Source organism: Pseudomonas sp. KD5 (assembly GCF_012932895.1).
In the GTDB taxonomy this organism is placed as follows: domain Bacteria; phylum Pseudomonadota; class Gammaproteobacteria; order Pseudomonadales; family Pseudomonadaceae; genus Aquipseudomonas.
In genome coordinates, this window is the sequence record NZ_JDWJ01000011.1 from 255,988 (window position 1) to 273,326 (window position 17,339).

Here is a 17,339-nt window from a genome sequence, read left to right on the forward strand (position 1 = left end):
GGTCATGAACGAACGTGATCAGGTACTCAATGCCGCCGCCGAACTGGTGTCGGCCTTTGCCCGAAACGATCGCGAAGCCTACTTCGGCGCATTCAGCATCGACGCCAGCTTCGTGTTCTACACCCTCGAGCAGCCCCTGCTGTCGCGCGATGCCTACCAGGCGTTGTGGGACAGCTGGCGTGCCGAGGACGGCTTCGAGGTGCTGTCGTGCACCTCGAGCAACGCCTTCGTCAGCCTGCAGGGTGACGTGGCGATTTTCATCCATGACGTGGCCACCGAGCTGCGCATGCAAGGGGAGCAACACTTCAGCCAGGAACGCGAGACGATTGTTTTCAAGAAACAGGCGTCTGGCCAAGAACAACAAGGCCTTTGGCTGGCCTGCCATGAACATTTGTCCGCAATGCCGGAAGGGCTGCCACCCCCTTAGCCAAACAGGTGACGCTCACGCACGATGAGCGCGCCTTTATGATCGGAGCAGATCATGAATAACAACAACAAAGACCAAAGCCTTACGCAAATTGAAACCTACGGGGTCGAGCAGATCCCGGACAACGAACGCACCGCAGGCCCGACGGACTTGTTCCGGATGATCTTCGGCGGTTCCAACACCTTCGCCACCGCCGTGCTCGGCAGTTTCCCGGTACTGTTCGGCCTGTCTTTTCAGGCGGGCGTCTGGGCGATTGTGCTGGGCGTGTTGCTGGGCTCGCTGATCCTCGCGCCGATGGGCCTGTTCGGTCCACTCAATGGCACCAACAACGCCGTGTCGTCCGGTGCGCACTTCGGCGTGCACGGGCGGATCGTCGGTTCGTTCCTGTCGCTTCTGACTGCTATCGCCTTCTTCTCGCTCTCGGTATGGAGTTCGGGTGATGCGTTGATCGGTGGTGCGAAACGCCTGATCGGCCTGCCGGAAACCGACCTGACCCTGGGCCTGGCCTACGGTCTGTTCGCGATCCTGGTGCTGACAGTGTGCATCTACGGCTTCCGCTTCCTGCTGTGGGTCAACAAGATCGCCGTGTGGAGCGCCAGCCTGCTGTTTCTGCTGGGCGTCTTCGCCTTCGCCGGTCCTTTCGATGTGAACTACGCCGGCAGCGTCAGCCTCGGTCAACCGGGTTTCTGGGCGGCTTTCATCGGCGCTGCGCTGGTGGCGATGAGTAACCCGATTTCCTTTGGGGCGTTCCTCGGTGACTGGTCGCGCTACATCCCGCGTGACACCTCCAAGCGCCGGATCATGGCTGCCGTGGTGATCTCGCAGATCGCGACCTTCATCCCGTTCCTGTTCGGCCTGGCCACCGCCACCATCGTGGCGATCAAGGCACCGGACTACATCGCGGCCAACAACTACGTCGGCGGCCTGCTGGCGGTGTCACCGAGCTGGTTCTTCCTGCCGGTGTGCCTGATTGCGGTGATTGGCGGCATGTCCACCGGCACCACGTCGCTGTATGGCACCGGGCTGGACATGTCCAGCGTCTTTCCACGGGTCCTGTCGCGGGTTAAAGCGACGCTGCTGATCGGTGTGATGTCGATTGCCTTCATCTTCATCGGGCGCTTTGCGGCGAACCTGGTGCAGAGCGTGTCGACCTTCGCCGTGCTGATCATCACCTGCACCACTCCATGGATGGTGATCATGATCATCGGCCTGCTGGTGCGTCGCGGCTTCTACTGCCCGGATGACCTGCAAGTGTTCACCCGTGGCGAAAAAGGTGGCCGCTACTGGTTCACCCACGGCTGGAACTGGCGTGGCCTGGGCGCCTGGATCCCGAGTGCCGCGGTCGGTTTGTGCTTCGTGAACCTGCCGGGGCAGTTTGTCGGGCCGCTCGGAGATCTGGCCGGCGGGATCGACATCAGCCTGCCGGTAACCCTCGGCCTGGCCTCGCTGGTGTACCTGACGCTGCTGAGCCTGTTCCCGGAATCGGCTGCGGTGTTCGGCCCCAACGATGCACGCAGCAAGGGCACGGATTCGCTCGGTAAACCGGCGATGCGACAAGCCGCCTGATTCAACTCGCAGAAATTGTGTCGAGGAGCTTTTGTGGCGAGGGGGCTTGTCGGAACGCCGCATCGCCCCGTTCGACTGCGCAGCAGTCGCAATACAAACAACCGGTTCTGACTGAAGAACCGCGCTATCAGGTTTTGGGGCCGCTTCGCGACCCAACGGGGGCAAGCCCCCTCGCCACAATTAAGTGTTCCATCGCATCACTGCTATTCAGCCTCACCATAAAAAAGACAATCGGAGACACGCCATCATGGCTTTGGATTTATTCGTCGTACTCATCTACGCCGCCGCGATGCTGATGCTCGGCTATTACGGCATGCGCAAGGCCAAGACCAACGAAGACTTTTTGGTCGCCGGTCGCAACCTCGGCCCGAGCATGTACATGGGCACCATGGCCGCCACCGTTCTGGGCGGCGCGTCCACCGTCGGCACCGTGCGCCTGGGCTACGTCCATGGCATCTCCGGTTTCTGGCTGTGCGCGGCACTCGGCTGCGGGATCGTGGCGCTGAACCTGTTCCTCGCCAAACCGCTGCTGAAACTGAAAATCTACACCGTTACCCAAGTGCTGGAAAAACGCTACAACCCGATGGCCCGCTCCGCGAGCGCGGTGATCATGCTGGCGTATGCGCTGATGATCGGCGTAGTTTCGATCCTGGCAATCGGCACCGTGCTGCAAGTGCTGTTCGGCCTGCCGTTCTGGGTCTCGGTATTGCTCGGCGGTGGCGTGGTTGTGATCTACTCTGCGATCGGCGGCATGTGGTCCCTGACCTTGACCGACATCGTCCAGTTCGTGATCAAGACCGTCGGCCTGATGTTCATCCTGTTGCCGATCTGCCTGTACCGCGTTGGCGGCTGGGATGAATTGGTGTTGAAACTGCCGGCCACTGCCTTCAGCTTCACCACGATTGGCTGGGACACCATCATCACCTACTTCATGATCTACTTCTTCGGGATCCTGATCGGCCAAGACATCTGGCAGCGTGTGTTCACCGTCAAGAGCGCCAAAGTGGCTCAGGTCGCCGGTACCTTCGCAGGCTTCTACTGCATCCTTTACGGCCTGGCCTGCGCCCTGATCGGCATGGCCGCTCACGTGCTGATCCCGGACCTGGACAACGTCAACAACGCTTTCGCCGCCATCGTCAAACTGTCCCTGCCGGACGGTATCCGTGGTCTGGTGATCGCCGCGGCCCTGGCGGCCATGATGTCCACCGCCAGCGCCGGCCTGCTCGCCGCTGCCACCACACTGACCGAAGACCTGCTGCCGAAACTGCGTGGAGGCAAACAGTCGAGCCTGGGCATGAACCGCCTGTTCACCCTGTTGACCGGCATCGTCGTACTCGGCATCGCTCTGGTCGTACATGACGTGATCAGCGCGCTGACCCTGGCTTACAACCTGTTGGTGGGCGGCATGCTGATCCCGCTGATCGGCGCCATCTTCTGGAAACGTGCAACCACCGCCGGCGCCATCGCCAGCATGGGCCTGGGCTTTGCCACTGCGCTGCTGTTCATGATCAAGGACGGTATGGACGCCAATACTCCGATCTACTACAGCCTCGGCGTGGGCCTGGTGAGTTTCGTGGTGGTCAGCCTTCTGTCCCGTCGCCCGGCCCTAGTGGCGAGCGCTGCCTAAGATTTCTATAACGACCTGATGCTTTCTTCGGCGGGTGTGGCGTCGGTTGCCACACCCGTTTTTTTTCGCCTGAAGGAATTTGCCCATGAAGATCGTCAGCCGCGATCAGTGGTTCGAGGTCAAACAACTCAGCGACGGTATCCGCCTGATTCACGAGCCGTACATTCGGCCTTTTTACCGCTGCAACCTCTGGCACATTCAGGGCCGCGACAAGGACTTGCTGCTGGACAGCGGTTCCGGGCTGGTCAGCCTGCGCGAGCAATTGCCGTGGCTCACCGAACGACCGCTGGTAGCGGTGGCCAGCCATTGCCATTTCGACCACATCGCCGGCCATCACGAGTTCCCCGAACGGCTGGTGCATCCGGCCGAAGCGCAGATCCTCGCCGAGCCCGATGGCGACAACACCCTGAGCAAGGCTTTCGTCGGTGACGACATGTTCGAGGCTCACCCCGACGGCCCATTGTGCTACGCCGAATACCGGGTCAAAGCTGCGCCGGCCACCGGTTTTATCGAAGACGGCGACGTGCTCGATCTCGGTAATCGGGTCCTGCAAGTGCTGCACACGCCGGGTCACTCACCGGGTGGCATCAGCCTGTATGAAGCGGCGACTGAAACCCTGTTCAGTGGCGACATCATCTACGACGGGCCGCTGATCGAAAACGCCTACCACTCCAACCTCGACGACTACGCCCGCAGCCTGCAACGCTTGCGCGCGATTCCGATCCGCACGGTGCACGGCGGGCATTTCGGGAGTTTTTCCGGGGGGTATCTGCGCTCGATGATTGACGAGTGGCAGCGCCGACACGCCTGAAGCCTGCTGTACTCAGCGTCAGGGACCTCATAACGTTCTCGAAGAAGGACCTCATGACAAGAGCCGCCGTTCGTGCCGCCGTGCATCGTCGCATCCGCCGCCTGCTGGAAAACCAGGATGACTTCGACGACAACACCAACCTGATGCAGTTGGGATTGGACAAAGAGGATATTGAAGAGCTGATCTTCCGTCTGGAGGATCAGTTGGGGTTGACGGCGTTTACCGCCGAAGAAGACCGGATACTCAAGACTGCCAGGACGGCGAATGACTTGACCCGGTTTTTGATTGAGATTGGGCGGTATTGAAACGGATTGCTAAATACATCCGATGGGCCGAACGAACCTCTGTGGCGAGGGAGCTTGCTCCCGCTCGATTGCGCAGCAATCGCAAGCTGCACTCGCGCTCAACCTGACCCACCTGAGTGGCGATGAATGGGGCCGCTGCGCACCCCAGCGGGAGCAAGCTCCCTCGCCACAGGTGATTTTCCAGACTTACCGACGGCGCTGCTGGCGGCGACGTTGTTCGTCATCAGTGCGAATTGGCACCGGTTGCAGAGGCGGTTCAATCAAACCGAGTGCGACACCCAGGTCATGCAGCCAGTTTTGGATTTTCTCTTTCATGATGCCCCCCTTCAGGGTCGTGCCGAGCGGCCGAAGTTCTGTAGCCCCTTCGCACTGATAATAGTCCGAAGTCCTACGCAATGCTCGCTCAAGATCGCAATGATCTGTTACTGAATTGATCCAAATCCTTGGACGTTCGTTCAAACATTTGCCTGGGCCTGGACCGTTGCCGACGGATACACCGCCTGTTGCTGCTCGATCCATGCATTCAGGTTGGCCCCGACCATGCCTTTGCGCCACATCAACCAAGTGGTCGCGCTGGCGAACGGCTCGGCCAACGGGTGCACCGCCACGCTTTCACGCCCCGGCAGACTGGCGAGCATCGACTCCGACATCAGCGCCACGCCAGAGCCGGCAATCACGCAGGCCAGCATTCCTGGATAAGACTCGATCTCCATGGCCCGGCCCATCGCCGCATGGTCATGGGCAAACCAGGCTTCCAGGCGCATCCGGTAGGAGCAACCCTGGCGAAACGTGAACACCGAACGCCCTTCGACATCCAGCGCACTGCGCACCGGTGGATGATCGGCCTCGCTGATCAACACCAACCGTTCGTCGCACAACGGCACGCCGTCGAGCCCGGCCAGTTCCAGCGGGCCGTCCACCAGCGCCGCATCGAGGCGCCCGGTGAGCAGCCCTTCGAGCAGTTCACCGCTGGGGCCCGACTGTACTTGCAGGTTCACCGCCGGGTAGCGGCGGTGATAACGCGCCAACAGCTCTGGCAAGTGAATTGCGGCGGTGCTGTACATGGTGCCCAGTACGAAATCCCCGGCCGGTTGCCCGCCCTGCACCGCCGCGTGGGCTTCGTCGTGCAAGGCGAACAGCTTGGCCGTGTAGTCCAGCAGGACTTTTCCCGCAGGCGACAACTGCAAACGCTGACGCTCACGCACGAACAGTTCGACACCGAGTTGCTCTTCGAGCTGTTTAAGCCGGGTCGACAGGTTGGAGGGCACGCGATGCAGGCGTTCGGCGGCTCGGGTAATGGAACCCTCCTCCGCCACTGCCTGGAAGATCCGCAATTGGCTGAATTCCACGCCATTCTCCAAATAAGAACAAGTTTCTCACTATTATTCATTTTTAAAGAAAGTCAATCAGTCCTAGCCTGACGGTCATTGATCCTCGAAACGGAACTCAGACCATGTCCCCGCTGATTCGCTTAACCGCCAGCTTTGTCGCCCTGATGATGGCCATGGGCATCGGGCGTTTCGCCCTCACCCCACAACTGCCGCACTTGCTCAGTGAGGGTCAGATCGACCTGACTGCCGCCGGTCTGATTGCCGCCGCCAACTACCTCGGCTACTTCGTCGGCGCGGTGGATGCGATGTTCGCCCGTCGCCCCGATCAGGTTCGCAGGCGCCTGCTCGGCGGTTTGTGGTTGTGTGTATTGCTGACCCTGGCCTCGTTCTGGGCCAACGGGTTCTGGGCGCATCTGGCGCTGCGTTTCGGCACGGGCGTGGCCAGTGCCTGGGTGCTGGTGATGATTACCGCGTTGAGCCAACCGCTGGCAGCGGCGGCCGGTCGTCCGCGACTCGGCGCCTTGGTGTTTGCCGGTCCGGGGTTGGGGATTTTTCTGACAGGGTTGTTGGCCTTGGGCTCGAACCTGCTGGGGCAGACGTCTGCGACCTTATGGTTGGTGTATGCCGCTGTCGGGCTGGTGATGCTACTGGGGATTCTGCCGATCCTGCCGCAACCGGCGGCCCCTTCTACAGCGACACCGCTTGCCGCCACGTCGATCAACCAAGGCGTCGGACGTTTGCCGGTGATCTATGGGTTGTACGGTTTGGGCTACATCATCCCGGCCACTTTCCTCTCACAAATGGCCAGCGCGCAGTTCCATGGGCAATGGCAAGCCGATCTGTTCTGGCCGTGCTTTGGTCTGGCGGCGGCGACCGGGGTCGTGTTGGTGAGCCTGCGTCGGCACAACCCGAACGCAACTCGTCATTGGCTGATGGCGACGCTATGGCTACAGGCCGCCGGGGTGTTTGCTTGCCTGTTGGGCAGCGGTGCCGGCCTGGCGCTGGGGGTGATCCTGTGTGGCGGGCCATTCCTGGCCTGCATGCAACTGGTGATGCAGCGCTCCCGGGAACTGGCGCCCCACGCCACCCAGCGCAACGCCGGGCTGCTGACCGCGTGCTTCGCCGTGGGTCAGCTCAGCGGGCCGTTGCTAGCCGCGTTGAGCAGCCATTTCAGCGGTGGCTTGCAACCCGCGCTGGTGATCGCCGGCGGCGGTTTTATCATTGCCGCAGGCTTGTTGCTGCGCCCGATCAGGGTTGCCCAAGTGCTTTGCGCAAACGACGGCGCACCCACTGCTCTGCGCTCACAAAAGTGATCCCGAGCAAAACCAGTACCGCGCCGATCACAAAGTTCAGGCTCAGCTCTTCACCCAGCAGCACCACGCCGAACGTGACGCCGAACAGCGGCGTCATGAACGAAAACACCGCGAGGTTCGCCGCCAGGTAACGGCGCAGTAGCCAGAACCACGTCAGATAACTGAAGAACGACACCACCAATCCCTGAAACAGCACGCTGGCCACCGCCACCGTGGTCAGGCTGACATGGGTGACCTGACCACTGAGGATCGCGATCAGCAGCAGGCCGACGAAGCCGACGATCAGTTGATAAAACAGCGTCAGGGTCACCGGCGCTTCCGACAGACGCGAGGCGCGCACCACTACAGTGGTCGCGCCCCACGACGCGCCGGCCAGCACACCCAGGGCATCACCCATCAACATGCGGTGGTCAAGGTTGTCCCAGGACACCCCACCGGCAAACGCAATGGCAATGCCAATGAACGCCAGAAAAATCCCCAGCCACTGCACCGGTCTTAAACGCTCACTCGGCAGCAGCCAATGCACGCCCAACGCGGTAAAGATCGGCGCGGTGTAGAGAAACACCGACATGTGCGCCGCCGTGGTCAGTTGCAGACCTTCGGCAATGAAGAAGAACTCCAGGCCAAACAACGCGCCGGCAAGCAAGCCGCCGCGCCAGGTAGTCCCGACCTGATCCCAACCGCCCTTCCAGCAGATCAACAATCCTACAAGCAACGCGGAAATACCTGAGCGCCCCGCCGCCTGCATGACCGGTGCGATGTCGGGCGCGGCCCATTTGATCATCACCTGCTGCACACCCCAGATCAGGCACAGCCCGACCATCACTTGCAGGGCAAACCCATCGGCGCTACGCCGGGTGGCGCTCACCGGAACACCTCGACAACACAATCCATGGCAGTGACTCGACAGTAAAAGCAAAGCCCCGGCCTTCCTGCTGAACAGAGGGTGCCGGGGCGAAAAATTATGCTGTCGATTATTAACCAGATGGACAGAAAAAGGTGTCTGCAAAAGACCTTTAAATCGCCACGTACGTCATCCAGCGATGACCAGCGCCGCCGATTGCTGTGCCTGCTCACGCCTGGCCAGCGCGAAGTACAGGACGCCGCCGAGGAAGCAGCCGGTGAACCAGGCGAAGTTGGCCATCGGCTGCAACACCGGGATGAAAGTGATCGCAACGCCCATCAGGGTGGCAGGAATCAACGCCTTGACCGCCGTCCAGTTGATCCCGCCGCTGTAGTAATAACGCCCGCTCGGGCCGTCATTGAACAGCGCATCGACGTCGATCTGCTGCTTTTTGATCAGGTAGTAATCCACCAGCAGAATCCCGAACAGCGGGCCGATGAACGCCGCCAGCACGTCGAGGGTGTAGTGAATCACCTCTGGGTTGTTGAACAGGTTCCACGGGGTGATGAAGATCGATGCCACGGCGGCAATCATGCCACCCGCACGCCAACTGATTTTGCTCGGGGCGACGTTGGCGAAGTCGAACGCCGGGGACACAAAGTTGGCGACGATGTTGATGCCGATGGTCGCGGTGACGAAGGCAAAGGCGCCGAGCAGCACCGCCACGCTGTTGTCGATGCGCGCCACGGTGGCGATCGGGTCGTGAAGCATTTCACCGAACACTGGCAAGGTGCCGGAAACGATCACCACGGTCACCAGCGAGAACGCCAGAAAGTTTACCGGCAGCCCCCAGAAATTGCCGCGACGCACGTCATTCATGCTGCGGCAGTAGCGGCTGAAATCGCCGAAATTCAGGGTCGGACCGGAAAAATACGACACCACCAATGCCGTTGCCACGATTACCTGGCCAAAGGCTTCCCAGCCAGACAAGGACTTTTCCGCCAGGGTGAAACTGATGTTGCTCCAGCCGGCTTGCCAGACGATCCAGCCGGCGAGCAGGAACATCACGCCGTACACCACGGGGCCGGCCCAGTCGATGAAGCGGCGAATCGATTCCATGCCAGTCCAGAACACCAGCGCCTGGACGAACCACAGGCTGAGGAAACCGAACCAGCCGAGGTAGGACAAACCGGCAAAGTGCGGTTCGGCGTAGGTCGCCATCGAAGGAAAAAACCGTAGCACGACGATGATGAGTGCACTGGACGCCAGGTACGTCTGAATCCCGTACCAAGCCACCGCAATCAAACCGCGGATGACCGCAGGAATATTCGCCCCGAACACCCCAAACGCCAGTCGGCAGATCACCGGGTAAGGCACCGCGGCTTGCTGACTCGGCTTGGCCACCAGGTTGGCGATCAACTGCACGATGCAAATCCCGCCGAGCAAGGCAATCAACACCTGCCAACTGGCCAACCCCAGCGCAAACAGGCTGGCGGCGAACACATAGCCGCCGACGCTGTGCACGTCGCTCATCCAGAAGGCAAAGATGTTGTACCAATTCCATGTCTGCGGCAGCGGCCCCAGGTCCTGGTTATACAGGCGCGGGCTGTAGCCATTGGGCAATTGTTCGGTCATCGCGGGGCTCCTCGAAAGTACAGGCGCGGCCCCCGAGATGGGTGTGGCGAGCACACTGCGTACGGGAGCCGGCATGGTTTGTATACGAGTTGCTACGCAGAATGCGTGCCATACGATCAAAAGGTGTGACAAACCTGGCTTTCAGCCCTGTTCAGAGCGCAGCCTTCAAGTCGTAGAGAGGGTGATAACGCCCATGAACAGGGCGTCCGCGCCTGCAAACGGTGCAGGACGTTATGTATACAAAGAGATGGGTGACTGCTGCGCAGAAGGCTACCGTAGGCTGGATCCTTTTTTGATCACAACCTGCGGTAGCGCCTACCGGGGCCGGTGCAGGTCAGCTGAGTTCGATACGATCAGCGTGAATGACGATCTGGCCGTTCTTGTACAACGCACCGATGGCCTTTTTGAAGTTGCCCTTGCTGACGCCGAACATACTGCTGATCAGCGTCGGGTCGCTCTTGTCGCTGACTGGCAGGGTGCCATTGTTGTCGCGCAACTTGGCGAGAATCTTCGAGTTCAGACTGGTGGCGGCGGCTTCGCCCACCGGCTGCAGGCTCAAGCTAATCTTGCCGTCGGCACGGACTTCTTTGATAAAGCCCTTCTCTTCTTTACCGGCGCGCATGAACTTGAAGATTTCGTTCTTGTGGATCAAGCCCCAGTGCTTGTTGTTGATGATTGCCTTGAAGCCCATATCGGTCGCTTCGGCTACCAGCAAATCAACTTCCTGGCCCGGGGTGTAGTTGGCCGGGGTCTTGTCCAGGTAACGGTCCAGACGTGCCGTCGCGGTGATGCGCCGGGTGTGTTTGTCGAGGTAGACGTGCACCACGACATACTCGCCGGCCGTCATCTGGCGCTTTTCTTCGGAATACGGCAGCAGCAGATCCTTCGGCAACCCCCAATCCAGGAACACGCCGATGCTGTTGACTTCAACGACTTTCAAACTGGCGAATTCACCGACCTGAACTTTCGGCTTTTCGGTGGTGGCGATAAGTTTGTCATCGCTGTCCAGATAAATAAAAACGTTGAGCCAATCTTCATCTTCGCTGGGAATATCTTTGGGAATATAACGATTAGGCAGAAGGATTTCGCCGTCCGCGCCACCGTCCAGATATAAACCGAAGTTAGTGTGTTTAACCACTTGCAAACTGTTGTAACGCCCGACTAAAGCCATGTCCAATACCCTCATTGCGTGGGCGGCATTCTACCCGGTTTTGCGGGCGGCGTTCGGCGGGCCGGCTCGGTGGCGCGAGAAAATCCGCGCAAGGCCCTAATTTCCCTGGGTTTGGCGGGCGTGTTTGGCCGCTCGTCAGGCCGTTCGGGTGGTCTGGACGGTGGCCAGCCCATCCGAAAAGCACTATTTCTCCACTGAGGTTTTTAGTTAAAACAGCAGCTTAGGGGACTATTCCAAATAATAACTTGCGATTATTCGCGCACCTGCCGTGTGTATTTCGGGAGGATATTTACCAAGCAATTGTCAAGTATTTCCTGTACGATGCCTGGCCAAGTTAATTTCTACAGGTTAATGGCCGCCATGCGTGTAAAAGCATCCAACAGCAAAGCAAAGCCAGCTCCAGCCGTTGAAACCAGCGAATCGATCAACAATCAGATCGCTGCGTTCCTCAAGTCCGGTGGCGAGATCCAGCAAATTGCCAAAGGCGTCAGCGGCCAGACGTTCGGCCCGTCCAAGCAGATCACGCTGGGCAAAAAGTAATTCCCCCGCTTTAACTGGTCCCTAAGCGCTTTGAGCTTCGAAGCGCTTGGACTGGAACCCTCCAGCAACACCCCATAAAACAAATCAATATTTCAACAATCGACGAACGGCCCTCGATGCCGAACATTCGCCGGTATGCTTGCACGTGTCTGGATCAAGCGTTTCAGCAGGTTTTCACCACCTGCTCCTCGCAGCTCATGGAGTGACGCATGCTCAAGCCCCCTTTTCTCCTGCTCGCCAGCCTGTTGTGGTGTTCCGTCGCCCATGCGCAAGTCTTCCAGCGCGAATTGGGCGATTTCGATCTCAAACTCGCCACCACCCCCAGCCGCAGCATGGCCCAAGGGCTGGTCAAACCCTCGACGACCGGCTCGTTCCACGGTGGCCTCGACCTGAGCCACGACAGCGGCTTCTACGTGGGCCAATGGTCCCCCAGCATGGGGCTTAGTCCTTCGAGCAACCTTGAAGTCGATTCCTACATGGGCTTTAAACAGCCCTTCGATCACTCCCTCGGCTACGAAGTGGGCATGATCCATTACAGCTATCCCAAAGTGGATACCCTCGACAGCCAGGAGTTGTTCGGCGGCCTGACCCTGCTGGGCAGCCGCTTCGGCGCTGCCTTCAGCAACGACCCAGACAAACAGAACAGCACCCTGTTCGCCGACCTCAGTGGCAATCAGCCGTTCGGCATCGGGGTCAGCCTGAAATACACCACTCACCAGCTCAATACGCCGGTGTCCGTTGACGGTGGATATGTAGGCAGTTTTACCGACTGGTCGGTGAAATTGTCCCGGCCGTTCATGGGTATCGACCTGGACTTGATCTACAGTGACTCAAGCCTGAGCGGCAGCGATTGCTCCGCCTATTCCGGCCACAATAGCGAGTGCGACGGCCTGGTCACTCTCAAGGCTGTACGCGCCTTCTATTAATCGGCTGAACTGACAGGCTCGTCCTGCGTTCACATAAGAGAACCCAATAAAAAACCAGGTCTTCGCAAGGGCTTGCCATGTCGCATTGGTTGAAACAGATCACCGTCATCCTCACGCTCAGCCTCACCATCGCCGCCTGCACCCGCGTGGGCCTGGCTTACCGCAACCTCGACGTGATCATTCCCTGGACGCTCAGCGACTACCTGGACATGAACCGCCAGCAAAAAGACTGGTTGAACGAGCGTCTCAAGGAACACCTGCGCTGGCACTGCACCACGCAACTACCCGGTTACCTCGACTGGCTGAATCGTTTACAGACCATGATCGAGACCAACCAGATCACCGACTCTGAGCTGCAAGCCCGTACCCAGGAAGCCAAACAAGCCATCGCCGAAACCGCCCGGGAAATCACCCCATCGGCCATCGAACTGTTGCAAGGGCTGGATGACAAGCAAGTCGCGGAAATGAACGACGCTTTCGCCAAGGACCTGCGCAAACGCCAGGAGGAATATCTGAAGCCACCTCTAGAGCAACAGATCAAAGAGCGAAGCAAGCGCATGGAAAAACGCCTGAATGCCTGGCTCGGACCACTCAGCCCAACCCAACAGCAACGGGTGATGGCCTGGTCGAACGCCCTGGGGGATCAGAACAAAGAATGGATTGCCAACCGCGTCCATTGGCAACAGCAATTCAGCGCGGCGGTCGCGCAACGTCAGAGTCCGCAATTCCCACGGCAAATCGAGACGCTTCTGGTTGATCGCGAGAGTTTATGGACCCCCGCTTACCGTGAAGCCTACGCCAACACCGAAGCCCAGGCTCGAGCGTTGTTGGTGGACTTGATGGCCGAAAGCACGCCGTTTCAGCGTCAACGGTTGCTGCAAAAGATTGAAGACATGCGCAAGGACTTCACTGATTTGAAATGCCTGAAAGCGGCGCAACGAGGATAAGTTCTAAAGCTGCAAGCTTCACGCAATCTGCGCCTTCGACGCCACCTCATCAAACGTCAATTCATCCAGCGCATCGTCCTGCTCATCCAGCACCTGGCGCGGATGCTCATTTCCCGGGATGCTGCTGTCGATCAGGCTCAACAAACTCGAGCCCCGGGGTGTCAAAATGTAATTCTCGCCATTGCCACCCTGATCCTCCGGCCGAGGCTCGATATACCCCCGCAACAGCAGTATTTTTTCGTACTCACCGGCCACCGTTTTCAGGCGATCCAGATTCTCGAACGGCTCGCCCGCGGAGGCTTTCGCCGCCGCATACTGCTCGGCATAAGGCCGTGGAGTGAAACTGCGGCCAGCACTGTTCTGCACTTCGTGCAGTAAATGCTCGATCAAATCCCAGTTATAAGTCGTCATCCTGATCAACCTCCAGTGCCCACGAGTGAAATGGCCTTCATAGGTTGTGACCGACAGGGAGTGCAGCCGTTCAGCCGAGGTCTCTCCCCCAACCGACCGGCGGCCTGTCGATTTGAGCGCAGGCCAAACGACTAGGCTGTGTAAGACGGTTTACCCCTCTGCGCGGATCGACTTTCGCCACAGCAAGCAGGAGAAATCAGCATGAACATACAGAATCATCCGGTCGTGTCCCGGGAAGAATGGGTCGCGGCCCGCAAACAACACCTGGCCCACGAAAAAGCCTTCACCAAAGAACGAGACAAACTCAGCGCCGAACGCCGCGCCCTGCCCTGGGTAAAAATCGACAAACCCTACCGCTTTCAGGGCCCCAACGGCGAACTGAGCCTGACCGACCTGTTCGGCGGCCGCAGCCAGTTGATCGTCTACCACTTCATGTTCGCCGCCGGCTGGGACGAAGGCTGCCCAGGCTGCTCGTTCCTCTCCGACCACATCGACGGCGCCAACCACCACCTGGCCCACCACGACGTCGCCGTGGTCGCGGTTTCCCACGCACCGTTCGCCGAATTCCAACCGTTCAAACAGCGCATGGGCTGGAAATTCGATTGGGTCTCATCTGAAGGCTGCGACTTCAACTACGACTTCGGTGTCTGCGCCCGGGCCGAAGACGTCGCCGCTGGAAAAGCTACTTACAACTACGAAAAAACTGACGGTGTTGAGGAAGAACTCCCAGGGCTCAGCGTGTTTTATCGCAATGAAGCGGGGGAGATTTTCCATACCTATTCAACGTATGCCCGTGGCCTGGATTTGCTGGTCGGCGCCTACAACTATCTGGACCTCACGCCTAAGGGGCGTAATGAAGAGGAAATCATGGATTGGGTGAGACATCACGATCGGTATGAGGACAAGGCGCCGGCCAGTTGCTGCCATGGGGGGTAGACCCGCATGGGCCGAGTATGAACACCACCAATCCACTGTGGGAGCCTGCTCGCGATGACTGACTAACATTCAACATTGATGTTGATTGATACACCGCTATCGCGAGCAGGCTCGCTCCCACAAAGTTGCGTAGTGTTCTGTAGGCCGCGTCCGGTTGCCCAACTGCCGCCAGGCAAACGCCCTACAACAACCTCGGAAACAGTCGTCTTGCACCGCTGGAACGATGAAGCTTATAGTCCGCCCGTCGCCCAAATGGCGATTCAGGTTTGGCGACCTGATTATAGAGAATGCGAAGGCTATCAGCTTAATTGCAGGCGCCAACGCACCCGCAAAGCCGCTATTTATGGCGGCTGTGCGCGGGAGATCTTCGGATCTGCCGGTTTCTCTGTACCGGTTCGCCAACCTGCGTACAGCTGCCACCCTCTCGTTTGGCGACGACTGAGTGACGGCATTAGCCCATCAAACAGAGATCTTCAAATGAATCGATACATGCCCCTCACCGGAATCGACCTGATCCCGGCCTCCCTGCTCATCGACACCCAAGCCCCACTCGACGTCCTGCACGCCATGGCCGACTACCGCATTCGCACCGTCACCCAGGTGCTGGAAAACATCGCCTTTCGCGCCGAGATTGGTTGCGATACGGTGGTGCTGTCCGACTTTTCAAAACTGCTGGCCATACCGTTGCGGGATGGTTGTGATTTGATGGATGTGATTGGCAGGCGATTGCGGGCGCAGGCTGCGGAGTAAATGTAAAACGGGCGACCTATGGGTCGCCCGTTTTACATAGGGAATTCAAATAGCTGAGCGTCTTTACGCAGAAGGCACGCTCGTCACAGGAATGCGTTCCGGAGGCAGGAGAAACGGGGTCTGTCCCTGAGGGATCCCTTTGGGTCATCTCGATCTGACCCAGTGATTTCGGTGAGGACGACGCCAGAGCGTAGAGGTTTTTAACCGGCAGCCAAGTGTGTGCGTCGTTGCGGTAAAGGTCCCGGTTACGCACTCGCCCCACGTAATACCAACCTTTCGCCTCGACGGCTTTGATCCATGGCCGGCGAAAACCCGCATCAGCGACAAGGATCGGAACGCAGTCTTTGGGGAGCATTTCGGCCAAGGTTTGCAACAACCGTTTTTGATATTTCGGACAACCCTCGCGTTCATGAACACTCTCGTAAATGGGGAACGAACGTCCTGCCAAAGGAATGGCAGCGCGCAACAAAAAGAACTCTCCAGCCGCATCGATCGGCGACCAATCGACCAGGATCAACGGATGTCTCAGCGACCCCAGCAAGGCTCGCAACATGACCCAGTAAAACAGCGAGCGCTCGGTTTGCAGATGCCGATTACCCAGCAACCGATCTACTCGTTTGATGGCGTGTTTGGGGTAAGCCTTGCCTGACATGAATCGACCAAGCCCCGTCAGAGTGAGCCGACGTCCTTGGAGTAATGCGCTGACACAACACATCAATGTTTTCAGACGACGAGAATGGACAGTGGGAAGTGCTTGAGCGAGCGCGCTGTGTAAGAATCGGATGGCCTGCATGGGTTCGGATCTTGTTTTTGTGTGGTGCAATACAAGCTGCCGCCCCATGCAGGTCTCTACAATTCCCAACTTCTTGATTTCTCGTAGGAAAAAGCGGGGATTTCTCAGGGTCTGTCCCCGTTTTTCTCAATCGGCTCTATTAGCTGACTGCTTACCTCGCGAACTGAGCTTCAAAAACAGCCTTCAGCTATGGCTGGCGCTGCGACAATATGGCGGCTCTGACGAAGAGGATGGCCTGTCAAATTTATTGACGCTGATCGCTCAAAGGCGCGTTGGAAACCAACCCGGTCGTATCGAGCCGCGAGCCATAAAACGAAGACCTCAAGCCTACCCCTTGCTGACCAAATCACGTCGGTCAGCAAGGGTGGATGTCAGGAAAAATGGGCACGCTAAACATGTTAGGTAAGTGCCATTCAAATCCGCCCCCATTTCTTACCTTTAAGTCGCTTTATTATTCCCTATTGAAAATCTCATACACCCATTTGGCCAACACTTCCGGTGACGTCGTTTCTTTTCTTAGACATTCTTCACCGCGATCTTTCGCAACAATGGACAGCTTCCCAGCTTCAGAAATCTCAATATAGGGAGCACCAAACTCATCCACTTCAGTTCCTAAAGGAAATTTCTCATATGGATTTCCCTGCTCACGCGCATATTTGAAAAAATAATCGGCTAACTGCTCAAGATCCATTGTTGCTACCCTCAGGTTATTTTATCGGTCTGATGAAACCTTCCTTCACCAACTCATCAATGCTCATAGGTAATTGATACTGAGTCCCCATGCCAGGCTTTCCAAACCAAAGAGCCGCGCTTCCAGAGTTTACCTCTGGGATAGGCTTTAGGGAGAAACGGGGACAGACCACGTTTTCCATCTAAAAAATCGAATGCTTTTTCGGTCTGCCCGGGCATCCCCGCCGAGCTCGTCGCCCAATCATAGCTTCAATTTCGGCTGCAAATCGCGAACCACCAAGTACATAGTCGCCATTGGTGGCAGCCCGAATCTGCT

Annotated in this window: 19 protein-coding genes and 2 pseudogenes; 12 read left to right on the plus strand and 9 right to left on the minus strand. The window is 58.4% G+C overall.

The window, feature by feature from the left end; all coding sequences use genetic code 11:
- Window positions 1-4 precede the first annotated feature (4 nt).
- The 5 genes from AF70_RS23875 to AF70_RS23895 all read left to right on the plus strand — a co-directional run bounded on the left by AF70_RS23875 (window position 5) and on the right by AF70_RS23895 (window position 4,736).
- Complete coding sequence (locus AF70_RS23875) at window positions 5-427, plus strand: nuclear transport factor 2 family protein (protein ID WP_018929906.1); 423 nt, start codon at window positions 5-7, stop codon at window positions 425-427.
- 54 nt (window positions 428-481) lie between these two features.
- Window positions 482-1,993, plus strand: coding sequence for a cytosine permease (locus tag AF70_RS23880; RefSeq protein WP_019648047.1), 1,512 nt, complete (start codon window positions 482-484; stop codon window positions 1,991-1,993).
- A 247-nt stretch (window positions 1,994-2,240) separates the two neighbouring features.
- A complete protein-coding gene (locus tag AF70_RS23885; protein WP_019580767.1) occupies window positions 2,241-3,620 on the plus strand; it encodes a sodium:solute symporter in 1,380 nt (459 codons plus the stop codon).
- Between the two features lie 85 nt (window positions 3,621-3,705).
- The gene (locus AF70_RS23890) at window positions 3,706-4,431 is read left to right on the plus strand and encodes an MBL fold metallo-hydrolase (protein WP_028939952.1); all 726 of its coding nucleotides are present in this window, start codon (window positions 3,706-3,708) and stop codon (window positions 4,429-4,431) included.
- A gap of 53 nt (window positions 4,432-4,484) precedes the next feature.
- A complete protein-coding gene (locus AF70_RS23895) occupies window positions 4,485-4,736 on the plus strand; it encodes a phosphopantetheine-containing protein (protein ID WP_026345692.1) in 252 nt (83 codons plus the stop codon).
- 186 nt (window positions 4,737-4,922) lie between these two features.
- Here AF70_RS23895 and AF70_RS29915 read toward each other — a convergent pair whose 3' ends face one another.
- Window positions 4,923-5,051, minus strand: coding sequence for a PA1414 family protein (locus AF70_RS29915; RefSeq protein WP_007914492.1), 129 nt, complete (start codon window positions 5,049-5,051; stop codon window positions 4,923-4,925).
- Between the two features lie 140 nt (window positions 5,052-5,191).
- Window positions 5,192-6,085: a LysR family transcriptional regulator gene (locus AF70_RS23900; protein WP_019648044.1), complete on the minus strand. Its 894-nt coding sequence runs from the start codon at window positions 6,083-6,085 to the stop codon at window positions 5,192-5,194.
- 104 nt (window positions 6,086-6,189) lie between these two features.
- On the opposite strand from AF70_RS23900, the gene AF70_RS23905 reads away from it, so the two are divergent.
- Window positions 6,190-7,380, plus strand: a complete 1,191-nt coding sequence (locus AF70_RS23905; RefSeq protein WP_028939951.1) for an MFS transporter — start codon at window positions 6,190-6,192, stop codon at window positions 7,378-7,380.
- Here the strand turns inward: AF70_RS23905 and AF70_RS23910 are convergent.
- The 3 genes from AF70_RS23910 to AF70_RS23920 all read right to left on the minus strand — a co-directional run bounded on the left by AF70_RS23910 (window position 7,316) and on the right by AF70_RS23920 (window position 11,030).
- Complete coding sequence (locus AF70_RS23910; RefSeq protein ID WP_028939950.1) at window positions 7,316-8,248, minus strand: DMT family transporter; 933 nt, start codon at window positions 8,246-8,248, stop codon at window positions 7,316-7,318. The genes AF70_RS23905 and AF70_RS23910 overlap by 65 nt on opposite strands.
- Before the next feature lie 165 nt (window positions 8,249-8,413).
- The gene (locus AF70_RS23915; RefSeq protein ID WP_028939949.1) at window positions 8,414-9,859 is read right to left on the minus strand and encodes an NCS1 family nucleobase:cation symporter-1; all 1,446 of its coding nucleotides are present in this window, start codon (window positions 9,857-9,859) and stop codon (window positions 8,414-8,416) included.
- Window positions 9,860-10,193: 334 nt separating this feature from the next.
- Complete coding sequence (locus AF70_RS23920; protein ID WP_007942143.1) at window positions 10,194-11,030, minus strand: S1 RNA-binding domain-containing protein; 837 nt, start codon at window positions 11,028-11,030, stop codon at window positions 10,194-10,196.
- 351 nt (window positions 11,031-11,381) lie between these two features.
- Between AF70_RS23920 and AF70_RS23925 the strand changes: the two genes are divergently transcribed.
- From AF70_RS23925 to AF70_RS23935, 3 genes are all read left to right on the plus strand, one after another.
- A complete protein-coding gene (locus tag AF70_RS23925) occupies window positions 11,382-11,570 on the plus strand; it encodes a hypothetical protein (protein ID WP_017337097.1) in 189 nt (62 codons plus the stop codon).
- A gap of 209 nt (window positions 11,571-11,779) precedes the next feature.
- Window positions 11,780-12,496, plus strand: a complete 717-nt coding sequence (locus AF70_RS23930) for a TorF family putative porin (protein ID WP_028939948.1) — start codon at window positions 11,780-11,782, stop codon at window positions 12,494-12,496.
- Window positions 12,497-12,573: 77 nt separating this feature from the next.
- Window positions 12,574-13,443 (plus strand): DUF6279 family lipoprotein, encoded by an 870-nt coding sequence (locus tag AF70_RS23935; protein ID WP_028939947.1) that lies wholly within the window; start codon window positions 12,574-12,576, stop codon window positions 13,441-13,443.
- 18 nt (window positions 13,444-13,461) lie between these two features.
- Here AF70_RS23935 and AF70_RS23940 read toward each other — a convergent pair whose 3' ends face one another.
- Window positions 13,462-13,854, minus strand: a complete 393-nt coding sequence (locus AF70_RS23940) for a hypothetical protein (RefSeq protein ID WP_019580775.1) — start codon at window positions 13,852-13,854, stop codon at window positions 13,462-13,464.
- Between the two features lie 201 nt (window positions 13,855-14,055).
- Between AF70_RS23940 and AF70_RS23945 the strand changes: the two genes are divergently transcribed.
- Both AF70_RS23945 and AF70_RS23950 read left to right on the plus strand, forming a co-directional pair.
- Window positions 14,056-14,790 (plus strand): thioredoxin family protein, encoded by a 735-nt coding sequence (locus AF70_RS23945; protein WP_028939946.1) that lies wholly within the window; start codon window positions 14,056-14,058, stop codon window positions 14,788-14,790.
- Between the two features lie 477 nt (window positions 14,791-15,267).
- The gene (locus tag AF70_RS23950; protein ID WP_028939944.1) at window positions 15,268-15,540 is read left to right on the plus strand and encodes a hypothetical protein; all 273 of its coding nucleotides are present in this window, start codon (window positions 15,268-15,270) and stop codon (window positions 15,538-15,540) included.
- Between the two features lie 121 nt (window positions 15,541-15,661).
- On the opposite strand, the pseudogene AF70_RS23955 reads toward AF70_RS23950, so the two are convergent.
- A pseudogene (locus AF70_RS23955) lies at window positions 15,662-16,333 on the minus strand (IS4 family transposase); the annotation flags it as partial.
- A 124-nt stretch (window positions 16,334-16,457) separates the two neighbouring features.
- On the opposite strand from AF70_RS23955, the pseudogene AF70_RS23960 reads away from it, so the two are divergent.
- A pseudogene (locus AF70_RS23960) lies at window positions 16,458-16,739 on the plus strand (IS4 family transposase); the annotation flags it as partial.
- 45 nt (window positions 16,740-16,784) lie between these two features.
- Here the strand turns inward: AF70_RS23960 and AF70_RS23965 are convergent.
- The gene (locus AF70_RS23965) at window positions 16,785-17,024 is read right to left on the minus strand and encodes a hypothetical protein (protein WP_028939943.1); all 240 of its coding nucleotides are present in this window, start codon (window positions 17,022-17,024) and stop codon (window positions 16,785-16,787) included.
- A gap of 16 nt (window positions 17,025-17,040) precedes the next feature.
- The gene (locus AF70_RS30115; RefSeq protein ID WP_081791055.1) at window positions 17,041-17,205 is read right to left on the minus strand and encodes a glycohydrolase toxin TNT-related protein; all 165 of its coding nucleotides are present in this window, start codon (window positions 17,203-17,205) and stop codon (window positions 17,041-17,043) included.
- Window positions 17,206-17,339: the final 134 nt, after the last annotated feature.